This is a genomic window from Zobellia uliginosa, assembly GCF_900156625.1.
GTDB classification, from domain to species: Bacteria; Bacteroidota; Bacteroidia; order Flavobacteriales; family Flavobacteriaceae; genus Zobellia; species Zobellia uliginosa.
Genome location: NZ_FTOB01000004.1, coordinates 42,472 through 53,534 on the forward strand (window position 1 = coordinate 42,472; position 11,063 = coordinate 53,534).

8 protein-coding genes are annotated in these 11,063 nt (G+C 45.2%); all 8 read right to left on the reverse strand.

What is annotated here, in order from left to right:
* Positions 1–96: 96 nt before the first annotated feature.
* The 8 genes from BW980_RS12725 to BW980_RS12760 all read right to left on the reverse strand — a co-directional run bounded on the left by BW980_RS12725 (position 97) and on the right by BW980_RS12760 (position 11,062).
* Complete coding sequence (locus BW980_RS12725) at positions 97–1,539, reverse strand: twin-arginine translocation signal domain-containing protein (protein ID WP_076455624.1); 1,443 nt, start codon at positions 1,537–1,539, stop codon at positions 97–99.
* Positions 1,540–1,546: 7 nt separating this feature from the next.
* Positions 1,547–3,154 carry a glycoside hydrolase family protein gene (locus BW980_RS12730; protein WP_076456249.1) on the reverse strand — a complete coding sequence of 536 codons (1,608 nt, stop codon included), beginning with the start codon at positions 3,152–3,154 and terminating at the stop codon, positions 1,547–1,549.
* A 118-nt stretch (positions 3,155–3,272) separates the two neighbouring features.
* Positions 3,273–4,025, reverse strand: a complete 753-nt coding sequence (locus BW980_RS12735; RefSeq protein ID WP_083690478.1) for a GDSL-type esterase/lipase family protein — start codon at positions 4,023–4,025, stop codon at positions 3,273–3,275.
* A 17-nt stretch (positions 4,026–4,042) separates the two neighbouring features.
* Complete coding sequence (locus tag BW980_RS12740; RefSeq protein ID WP_175609892.1) at positions 4,043–5,608, reverse strand: sulfatase-like hydrolase/transferase; 1,566 nt, start codon at positions 5,606–5,608, stop codon at positions 4,043–4,045.
* Positions 5,609–5,640: 32 nt separating this feature from the next.
* Positions 5,641–7,149, reverse strand: a complete 1,509-nt coding sequence (locus BW980_RS12745) for a sulfatase (RefSeq protein ID WP_076456251.1) — start codon at positions 7,147–7,149, stop codon at positions 5,641–5,643.
* A gap of 12 nt (positions 7,150–7,161) precedes the next feature.
* Complete coding sequence (locus tag BW980_RS12750; RefSeq protein WP_076455625.1) at positions 7,162–8,706, reverse strand: sulfatase family protein; 1,545 nt, start codon at positions 8,704–8,706, stop codon at positions 7,162–7,164.
* A gap of 60 nt (positions 8,707–8,766) precedes the next feature.
* Positions 8,767–9,231 (reverse strand): DUF5018-related domain-containing protein, encoded by a 465-nt coding sequence (locus BW980_RS12755; protein WP_076455626.1) that lies wholly within the window; start codon positions 9,229–9,231, stop codon positions 8,767–8,769.
* 28 nt (positions 9,232–9,259) lie between these two features.
* A complete protein-coding gene (locus BW980_RS12760) occupies positions 9,260–11,062 on the reverse strand; it encodes a RagB/SusD family nutrient uptake outer membrane protein (protein ID WP_076455627.1) in 1,803 nt (600 codons plus the stop codon).
* Position 11,063: the final 1 nt, after the last annotated feature.

The following is an 11,063-nucleotide window of genomic DNA, read 5'->3' on the forward strand; positions in this document are numbered from 1 at the left end:
ATTATCTGTAAATCAAATAAAATAGAAATAGGGCGGACTTATGTATGTATCGGTTTATCTGTTGTCTCTCTCGGTACATTCGAGGCTTTTCGGATCTTACGAATAAAAATCGGAAATGATGTGTTTGGCCCCTTTTTCATAATCCCATAAATAATTGCCGGTGGCCTCTACGCACTTTTGACTAATATGATGGGGAAGTACAGAAACTAAAGGATAGCCTATTTTGGATTTGAACATTTCCAAGTGCTTTAGGTATTTTTCTTCCGTGATGTCTTTTTCGGCATTGCCACCAATATGATCTAGGTTTATACCACGACCGGGGGAAGATTTATATGAGATTTCGTAATGTGTCTTTACACGTGCGGGCCAGTCGTATTTATCGTTGAGCCACACATCGTTGGTGCGGGTGACATCGGTGAATTTGGTAAAGAAAATATCAGGGACGTGGAATTCCATTTCAATGGTAGGGTCAATGCCTTTTGCTGCTTTGTACAATTCCTTATGGATGTGTAGCATGTCTGATTTGGTGTTGTACGACATATCAATTTTAAATTTCCGTACCCCCATTTTATGAAAGCGATGAATGGTCTCCGAAGCGTATTCGAAAATGTCGGCCTTGGGGTTCAACCATCGTACGCCTTTGTCGTATTCCGTTTTGCCTTGGGCCCGATAGGCTCCTAAGAGGTTCGGGTTGGTCTGGGCCGCAATACTGGAGGCGTGTATTTTAGGAAAGCCTATCCATAGGCCGGGCGTAAACCCTTTTTCGTTTATAAGGTCCATGGTCTTCCTGAAATCGGGAAATTTTTTGGGGTCGGGATGCCATGAGCCGTAACCGGAATTTAGACTGCCGTCGGGAAATTGGCCCCAACCGTGATCTAAGGTCATTTTTCCCTTGGGATATCCGTATTCTATGATTTTGTCTAAATACTTCGCTACAAAGTCGTGATTCAGTAGATTAAAATGCCCTTTGGGAACATTGGATTGTATCTTCTGCTCTACCCAAGTGCAATACTCCACATCGGCCCAAAAGTGAGGATACACTTTATAAGGTTGAATGTTCAGACGCTGCATCATTTGGGTATTGTACGTTTTCCAAGCTTCATCGTGCTTACCGCTTTCATCCACAAACAGCTCCTGTCCCTCGGGAACGTTTATGGTCAGGGTTTCTTTTCCGTCGAAACTGAAGGTGGAATTTTCAAAACCGAAGGTGGTCATAAAGCCTATGAACTTACCGGCAGCGTCTAGTATAACGGGCGAACCGCTCATTCCACTAGCCGGAATGGTGAAGGGATTGTGGGTAAAGGCATCGCTTTGAAAGTAATAGGCGTCACCGCCTTTTTGGGCTGCGGTGCCATTGCTGTTATAGGGGCAAAACAATGGTTTGGTGACTTTTATTTTTACCTGTTCTCCTTCAATCTTACCCTTTTTGTTCAAAACCTCATAGTGTGTAGTGGCAGCTTGTGCCGCTAGTGGACCTGATACTCCGGCAAGGGCAATGCCCATACCTGCTTTTTTTATAAAATCTCTTCGGTTGTCCATGTTTGTGCTATTCTTGAAGTGTCAGGGTTTGGGTAAAAGTTTCAACGGTACGTCCGTTTGAGCTGATGGTGTTTTTTAGGGTATAGGTGGTCCCTTTTTGCAGATGGGCCTTGGTCGTGAGGCTAACTGTTGTAGATTGAAAGGGTTTTATAGGAACTAGCGCTCCTGAGGCCAACTCCGTTTCTTTTCCGTTCTCAACAAGGGTTATGGCGATATGGGCAGATGAGGATGCGACTTGCCCGAAATTTTCGACTTTTACGCTTAGGCCGTATCCTTTTGTGGTTTTTGTGAAGACCGGGGCCCGAGAAGAAAGAATGGGGGCGATGTATTCAACTTCCGGTAAGCGTGTATAGCCAAAGAGCAGCTTCCCGTTTTTGTCCTTCCCCAGTAGTTTTCCCGCAAAATTATCATCAGTAAGGCCATTGCCCTTACCATTAAAAATGAGGATGAGGTCTTTACCGTTTTTTTCGGTTCGTTTTATTTTGCTTCCTTTTCCAAAATTTACCTGTTCCGAAGCACCAAAGCGTAAGGAGCCTAAATCAATATCAGTATGAGGGTTAAAATCGTTTTCCGCTTCAATTTTAAGTTTAATTTCCTTTGTACTTGAAGTAATTTTTTTATCATTTAAAACGGTGAGCAGTTTTTCTTTTGCCAACGGAACAACAATGAGTTTAGAACTATGATTGTCATTGGGGAGGTCTTCATATTTTAGGGTATCTATTACGGCAAAATTGGCGGCAATGGCCCTTCCTTTTTCATCCTGTAATATTCTAATACGTTCGTATTTATGCCAATCTTCCTTGGTACCGTCCTCATGCACGGAAATACCGGGCATATAGGCTTCCCCGGGGTCTACCTTCCAGTTCACGCCATCTTTTGAACGTAGGTACCACGCCATCCTGCCCAACCAATCGTTTACGATGAGGTGGTACTGTACATGGTCTTTCCAGACTACGGGGTCTTCATATTTGCCTTCCACGGGTGGGTAAACCGATTTTTCGCCTACCATGTTCCAGGTGGCCAGTCCATCTTTGCTGAACCAAGGGTAGCCATGGCGGTTTACCATTAAAAAGGAGCCGTCTTCGCGTTGGGCAAAGGTGCAGTTGTGCATAAAATTGGAAGCACTTGAGGTTTTGCGGTCCCGTTTGTCAAATTCAAATTGGCCTTCTCGCCATGGACCGTTAATGTGTTGAGCCACATAATATTTATCGATTACGTAAAGTACATACCTTCCTTTTTTGGTAACGTACCATGTGGGGTTATGGCCGTGGCCCACTTCGCCAGCAATTTTAAAAGGTCCAAAAGGCGATTCCGAAACGCCGTGTACAACACGACTATCATGGTAGGCCATATGTCCTTTTTCTGCACTTTCTAGCCAACGACAAACGAACAAGTGGTATTTTCCATCTTCCTTTTCGAGCAAGGTATTGCCTCCCCAATAAGACCAAAGCGGACTTTCAACGCCATTGTTGATGTCTCTAGGGATGACACTGGGGGATCCCCAAGTATCGGAAGTCATTCCCCCGAGATCGGGCATGGGTAGAAACCGGTCCATAAAACGGCCGCCTAGAACAAGTTTGCCCCACTCGGCAGGGCGCTCTCTTTCTACGACCATTTCGTGGGCTTCTTTTTTTTGTTTCTTCGGTTTTGTGTTTTGTTGAGATTGAATTGACGAGAGATTAAGAAAGGCTAGGACAAGTAAAAGGTAGCTGGTTTTCATTTTAAAGGTGTTTCTATTCTGAAATCAATTTTTGAATGTCGGCATCAAGCGCTTCAAACATTAGTAAATGCCCTTCTGCATTGGGGTGCAGGTAATCGGGCATAAGTTCTTTGTTGACCTTTCCATTACCATCAATATATGTATGTCCAATATTGATATAGTGGATTTTTGAGTGCTTTTTTGGGAAAGTAGAAATAAGTTTATTCGTTGCTTTGTTGATGTTATCTCTGTGATTGGGTTTGTAGCCATAGTGAAGAATACCCATGAGGAGAATCTCGGTATTCGGTAGTTTTTGGTTTAACAGGCTGCATATTCTGTAAATACCATCGGCCAGTTCTTCTGGGGTGCTTATGTTCAGGTAATGGTTCCCGTCCGTGTTATTCGTACCTATGAGAACAACCGCTACTTTGGGGTTTATACCTTCTAAGGTGCCATTTTCGATGCGCCATATGACATTCTCGGTACGGTCACCACTGATGCCCATATCTACGGTGCGGTACCGGTCCAAGTATTTGGTCCAAACCTCTTTTCTGTCCTCTTTTTCCAAAGTGTGAAAAATGGAATTGCCCACCAAAATCAATTCAGGGTCAGATTTGAGGCGGCTTTTTATGGTCTCATGCCTTTGAATCCACCATTCACCGTCTCGTTGAACGGATTGCGCTGCGGGGTTTATCTTTTTTGGAGGTACTTTAGTGCTGGAGCATGATAAGAGTATGCCTGTAAACAAAAGGAGCAAGGTGTAACTTAGTTTGGGTGTTTTGGCCATAATACTTCAACTTGGTTTTAGACTCTTTTTTGTACGGGCCCTATCCCATTTTTCCAGTCTTGATTGCATTCTTTATATAGAATGGCTTTTAGTTTTTCTGTTTTTTGTGGATGGTCCTTGGCTAGATCTTTCTCTTCTTCATAATCATCTGGTAGGTAATAAAGTTGAAATACATCCTCTTTTAAATAATACCTGAGCTTCCAACCATCTTGGGTGACCAAAGCTGGACCCATTTTTGAAGAGTAAACAGTGTAATCGCGTAATTTGGGTTTACCTCCAAAAAGAGCTTTTGCATACGAAATTCCATCTTTTTCTCTTCTTTGCGGGGTGCCCACAATTTCGGCAAGTGTATTTAAAAAGTCATAGTTGCTTACCATTTGGTCCGAAACCGTACCGGCTTTTATGTGGTCTTTCCAGTACCAGAACAGGGGAACACGAACCCCGCCTTCCCAGTTGTCGCGTTTTTTTCCCGACATACCGTCATTACCGTCGAAAATATCACCGGCAACACGACTGTTGAAACGTGTGGTGATATTGTCAAATTCTTCTCCTTTTACATTGACGTTGTTTTTTGAGGTACGCCCTTTTTCGGGGTAATAAATTTCATGTCCGTTGTCGGAGGTAAAGACAATGATAGTGTTATCTAGAATTTCCATTTCTTCGAGTTTGGTATAAATCCGGCCCACATCGTCATCCAACATCTTTACCATAGAAGCATATTCTTTTTCCCATTGGGTCAAGTTGGGGTTATTGGCTAATTCAGGATGTACCTCGGGAACCATGGTCGGCCCGTGGGGCAACTGTGTAGGGAAATAGATAAAGAAGGGTTTGTTTGTTTTTTTGGGATGGTTGGCTTCCATAAAACCCAACATTTTTTCCATGATGATATGCTCTGAATAGACCGCTTTTCCTTCCATATTCCACCGATCCTTAAAGTTTTCGGGAGAGTCGTATTCCGTGGTTTTGGCACAATCGACATGGGTGTTTCCTGGGATGTCGACTTTTTTGCCATCCTCAAAAAGGAAAGGGGGGTAAAAACCATGACATCTAACATGATCATAGTACCCGAAATGATGGTCCCAACCATGGCGTTCCATACGTTCGGGCGTGGTGGCGAAACCCCATTCCAGTTTTCCGAACTGCCCCGTGGTATAGCCTGCCTTTTGTGCAATTTCTCCTAAGAACACTTCGTCTTTTTCGGCCGGAAGGGCCACCTTATGGATTTTAGCCTTGATTTCATCTAGGGTAAGCCCATTGTCCAGTTCCTTATAGATGCCCGCTTTTACAATGGTCATGGCGTCACCTCCATGGCAATCGTGCATTCCGGTCAATAGGCTGGCCCTTGCAGGGGCACAATACATAGCACCGTAGGCCCTTTCAAATTGCATGCCTTGTGACGCTAACTTGTCGATATTGGGCGTGGTCAACATCTTTTGTCCGTAGGTGCCTAACATACCACGGCCGAGGTCATCGGCGTAAATTAAGACTATGTTGGGCTTTTTATCCGATTTCTTTTGTGCCCCACATACCGATGCGATTAAAAGAATAAGGACCGTACTTATGAGAAATTTGGGGATGCGCATGGAAGCCACTTTTTATAAATTAGGGATTCAAACTATTTTGAGAGACTGGAATTCGGAGGCAGGGGCACCCTATTTATTTTACGCCAGGCCACGAGTTCATCGAGCAGGGCCTTGGCGGTTTTTGGCTGTTCCTTGGCCAAGTTGTTCGCTTCCCTTGGATCCTTCTGTAAATCGTATAGCTCGAGCCTTCCATCGGCCAAAAATTGGATCAGTTTGTACTTGTCCTTACGGATTACCGAACAGGTACCATGCTTGTATTGGCTGGCCAAATGCCAGAACAAGGGACGTTTTTTAAAATTCTTCTTGTCTTTTTGAAATAGGGGCGTAAGGGAATTTCCGTCTAGTTGCCCGGTGTAATCTACATGGGCAACATCCATTAGTGTCGGAAAATAATCGGTAACCGAAATGGGAATCTTCGTTCTTCTGGCTTTTACCTTGCCGGGCCAATGGATCAAAGCGGGAACTTTTATTCCCCCTTCATAAATTTCCCCTTTGGAGCCCCTTAGGTTTAAATTCTCGGAAGCAATGCTGTGATAGCCATTGTCGGAGGTGATAATGATCAATGTGTTCTCTTCTAAATTATTCTTTTTAAGATACGCCATGATTCTACCGATATTCTCGTCCATAGACTGTACCATGGTGGCGTAACTGGCCATCCGTTTTTTGTTTTTGCCGATACCTTGTCCCGTTATGGGATCGCCGGCTTTGTTCATGTATTTATCAAAAAGCTCATCGTTTCTGTTCTTTATGGGGCGATGTACCGCATAGAAATGAAGGTTGACCAAGAACGGGGCGTTTTTATGGTTGTTCATAAATTCAATGGCATCGCTGGCTAGTCGGTCCGTGAGCCATTCGTCATCGGGTTTTGGAGATATAAACGGATTGCTGAACGGGGCACGATATCCTCCACGTTCACTTTTGTATCCCCCTTCTTCTAGGGCCGGGTCCCCACGAAATGTGCCGCCGACGTTTTTGATAAAGCCCCTGCCTTCGGGGTAGTATTTTTTTACGGCTGGCGTCTTATGGTTTTCTACCCAAGTGAAATCCCCGGGGCGAGGTTGATTCAATTTTTGCTGTATGGGCCAGTCCATGGCCAGTTCTTTTTCAGGATAGGGCCCCACAATATGCCATTTCCCTAAGTGAATGGATTTGTAGCCTGCGGCAGCAAGGGGTTCTGCATAGATGGGGTGTTCCTTTCCGACCGTCCAACGAGAGAAGATGTTCTCTTGGGCATCACCTTTCTCCAATACGGGAACGGTGTACACCCCGGTCCGGAATGATTGTTTTCCTGTAAAAAGGGCGGCCCTTGAAGGCGAGCAGGTAGGATACATATAGGCATTATCGAATACCAAGCTCTCTTTGGCCAAGGCATCTAGTGCAGGGGTCTCGAAATAGGTGGAGCCGTTAAAGCCCACATCGGCGTAACCTAGGTCATCAACAAGAACAAAAATGATATTGGGTCGTTTTTCTTGGGCCCAGTTGAACCCAAACGACATTAGAAATAGCGATAAAATATAAAAAGAGCCCTTTTTTAGAAGCATGGTGCCAAACATTTATTCGGTTTTTTTAATGTACTTGAGCGGGGCGATACGTTTGCCTGTTTTGTAGTCCAGTCGCTTACCATAATAGATGTAGTGGTCAAAGATATCTCCTTGCCCCAGTGTTCTGGGGTCTCCCTGTGCTATGAGTTCAGTTTCCATTTGGGTACGAAGCTTTGTAATGACCTCTGCATTTTCTGGTCGGTCGGCCAGGTTATCGATGCAATGGGGGTCTCTTTGAATATTGTAAAGTTCGTGCTCCGGTCTCTTATCAAAATTCATCTCAAAAAAGTGATATTCGTTATCGTCCGGTTTTAGGGAAGTGATATAACTCTTGGTAGGGGAGCCGTCGGTATTCATAAAACCGTATTCCGGATTGCCAACGGGCCATCTTTCGGGTTTGATGTTGTGAACGTATAAGAGAGAGTCGTTTCTAATGGCCCTAACGGGATAGGCAAGGTCGGTGCCATCTTCATTGGCCCGGCCCACATCGTGGCGTTCCTTACCTAAAAGAACGTGGTCTCTACTAGAATCGATCCGACCGGATCGAGAATCGAAAAGTTGTTTTGCAATACTGCTTCCCGTCATTTGCGGATGGGGCCTTTCCCCGGCCACTTCCATAAAGGTAGGGGCCAAATCTGAAAAGCTGACGAAATCGCTTACTGTACGCCCGGAAATAATCTTGCCCTTCCAATACGCGATGAGTGGAACATGGAAACCTTCTTCGTAAATCTGGCCTTTTACCCTTGGAAAGGGCATGCCGTGATCAGAGGTGATAAGAACCAAGGTGTTTTTTAAGAGTCCTTTTTCCTCTAGGATCTTTATGGCCTTCCCTACATGGGTGTCGAACCATTCCACTTCATTGGCGTAATCGAGGAGGTCGCCGCGAATAATTTCGTTGTCAGGGTAAAAAGGGGGAACGTCGGCTTCCTCTAGTTTGCGGCCGGCTTTTTTCCAAGAATCCAATTCGTAAAAACGATGGGGCTCTTTGGTTCCCAACCAAAAACAAAAGGGAACGTTCTTAGGGTTTTCGTTAAGGAAGGCCTCGAAATTTGAGGCATAGTCAACATTGGTGATTCCCTTATAGGGCGGCTCGAGTTTGATGGTGTTGTATTCCGGTCCGGCGGGGTTGTCTTTGGTGTCGTAAACGCCGGGTCCCCAGCCTTTACCCGTATACCCTACGCGATAGCCTTTTTGGGCCAGCAACTGCGGATAGGTTTTGAATTCCAGCGGAAAACGCCCGTTGTGATCCGCGGCCTCTTTCAGCTGCCAACTGTACTTGCCCGTTAAAATACAGGCCCGCGCCGGCGAACATTTGGGATTGCCGTTATATGCATTTTCAAAAACCGCACCCTCTTTGGCCAAGCGGTCAATGGCCGGGGTGTTGATGAAGGTGTCGCCATAGGCGCCAAAACTCTTCATGGAGGCATCGTCAGCAATACAGAATAAGATGTTAGGACGTTCTGGCGGTGTACTTGGCGGATTCGCGCTAAGTGAGAGCATCCCGACAACACCGAATTTGAAGATCGATTGCAAAAATTGAAAAGTATATGTTATCATGGGCCCGTTTTTTACAGGTAAGTTACAAATTGTTTACAGCGATTGGATTCAATGGGTTAACTACTTATTGAATTCCGAAATGATCAAACTCCAGATGGCCTTGGTGCCGTCCGCTGCGGTAACTTCGTAGTTCATGTCGCCTTTGCTGAAATCGGCTATTTCACCGAGGGCGGGGGCACTATTTGAAGGGGCCAATGTAGCCGCAGTGGATATGTCGGCATAACCGACAATGGACGATAGGCTTACTTGCGAACGGATTTCCTCTGGGAAATCGCCATTGGCAGGGGGAACCGATATAATACAGGCGATTTTTTGATTGACGGTGTCTATGGTCGCTTCCGTATCAAGTTGAACCACTTGGAGGCGATTGTAGTCTTGGGTGTCATCGATCCATCTATATTCAAATCTGAAATTGGTGATTTCGGCTTCGCTGAATGCAGGTAGCTCCTCTAGATCGGATTTCAGGCAAGAGGTCATTGTAAGACCTACAAACAGGAACATCAAGTATTGTATATGTTTTTTCATCGTATGTGATTTTGTATTGTGCGTTAATTTACCAACCTGGGTTCTGGTCTAGTTTTTCGTTGAGTACCCGTTCGTTTTCCGGTACGGGAAATAGATAGCGTCTTGTGGAAAAACGTTTCTTTTGGTTACCAGGTTTGAGGACAACGGGCTTGCTTTCAAAGCTTTTTCCATCTGCGGAAATTTCAAAGAAGGTATATTCTTTGTCGTTCAGTTCAGGGATAACACCGCCGCCTGCTTCTTTACCCCATCGCAGTAGGGACCAGTAGCGGTCGTTTTCAAAAAATAATTCTACGCGACGCTCTATTTTATACCAATCCCAAACTTGATCTAGGGTCATACCCGCCATAAGTTCGGGGAGTTTACCGTGTTGTGCCCGTGTTTTGTTGATGTACTGCACGGCCGTTTCGGCATCGTTCATACGGAGCATGACTTCGGCATAGTTCAAATAGGCGCGGCCCAATCTGGTGATGACCTGATGGTAATTGGTGAAGTTTACGGCCTTGTACCCTTCAATGTCGTAGATGCCCTTTCTTATAAAATAGCCCGATATGGTAGAAGCCTCGGTTCCCTTTGTACTTTGGGCGTAATGCATGTTGCCCCCTATTCTTGTCGTTACGGTATTCGTGAAGAGTTGAGAAGAGTCTTGTACGATGGAAGCGAAGAAGCGGGCATCGCGATGCTCGTTATAGATGGCGTCGGAAAGAAAACCGCCGCTCGTTTCAAAATCTTGGTAATACGAGGTTTCATTCCACCTTTTGGCCACGCCGTCGGTATCCGTAACCAAGTAATCATCGACGAGGTCTGTTGAGGGCATTGCCGTTGTCCAACCTAGGAACGATTCGTTGAGCTTGGGGGTACCTTCGGTTTTGGCCACCTCCATATTGGGTACAATACGTTGCATTGGGGTCAGCACACAAAGGGTGGCATCTATATTGGTGTATAGCCCTAATATGATTTCCGAAGAGCTCAAGGCACGATCGTAATCGTTGAATAGTTCACCGTAATTGGGGTCTAGGGCATAGCCTAGGGCAAATAGGTCTTCACTGGCTTTCTTTGAGATGTTGTAATAGTCTTGTTTTCCGCTTTCTATATATGCGGCACCGTGCAAGGCAATTTCGGCCAACATGGCGTAGGCCGCCCCTTTGGTAAGTTCGCCGACCTCTGCATTATTGGCAACAGGTAGGTCAAGGGCCGCTTCCTGCAAATCTTTGATGATGAAATCATAGGTCTCTCTAATCGTTTCGGTTCGAGGAAGCTTTAAATCGTCTTGAGGGGTAAGCACTCTATCGACAATGACGTATTTGCCGAACAAACGCGCTTTTGAATAATAGATCAATGCCCGTAACATCTTGCCCTGTGCAATCAATTTGGGCTTGATGTTCTCAGGAATGCCTTCTGAGGCAGCGACTTTTTCAATGATCAAGTTACAGTCCCTGATAACTTCAAAGGAATTTTTCTTGATAGGGGCTTTAAGTCCTAGTGGGGCCTTGCCATAGAAGTAATAAGAATTGTTCTTGGCCCAACCCGCATCATAAAACTGGTCAATAAGGTCTAGGGCCACTTTGTTGGCATTTACCAAGACCGTGTTATCGGTAAAGTCATCGTTACCGGCACCACCGCCTTTTGGGTCTGGGTCTTCGGGGTTGACCAATAATTCAGGTAAGACCGAATTATAGGTGTTGAAGATAAAACCTTGGGCAAGATTGGCATCGCTCCATACATCTTGTTCGGTGTATTTATCTAGGGGTTTGGTATCTAATAGGTCGTCGCTACATGAGAAACTCATGAGGGCGATCGAAATGGAAAATAAGCTTATATATATGTTCTTCATT

Bases quoted from the DNA above. Each gene is read 5' to 3' on its own strand.
- BW980_RS12745 (WP_076456251.1), bottom strand. From the start codon at position 7,149: ATGCTTCTAAAAAAGGGCTCTTTTTATATTTTATCGCTATTTCTAATG.
- BW980_RS12750 (WP_076455625.1), bottom strand. From the start codon at position 8,706: ATGATAACATATACTTTTCAATTTTTGCAATCGATCTTCAAATTCGGT.
- BW980_RS12760 (WP_076455627.1), bottom strand. From the start codon at position 11,062: ATGAAGAACATATATATAAGCTTATTTTCCATTTCGATCGCCCTCATG.
- BW980_RS12730 (WP_076456249.1), bottom strand. From the start codon at position 3,154: ATGGTCGTAGAAAGAGAGCGCCCTGCCGAGTGGGGCAAACTTGTTCTA.
- BW980_RS12725 (WP_076455624.1), bottom strand. From the start codon at position 1,539: ATGGACAACCGAAGAGATTTTATAAAAAAAGCAGGTATGGGCATTGCC.
- BW980_RS12755 (WP_076455626.1), bottom strand. From the start codon at position 9,231: ATGAAAAAACATATACAATACTTGATGTTCCTGTTTGTAGGTCTTACA.
- BW980_RS12740 (WP_175609892.1), bottom strand. From the start codon at position 5,608: ATGCGCATCCCCAAATTTCTCATAAGTACGGTCCTTATTCTTTTAATC.
- BW980_RS12735 (WP_083690478.1), bottom strand. From the start codon at position 4,025: ATGGCCAAAACACCCAAACTAAGTTACACCTTGCTCCTTTTGTTTACA.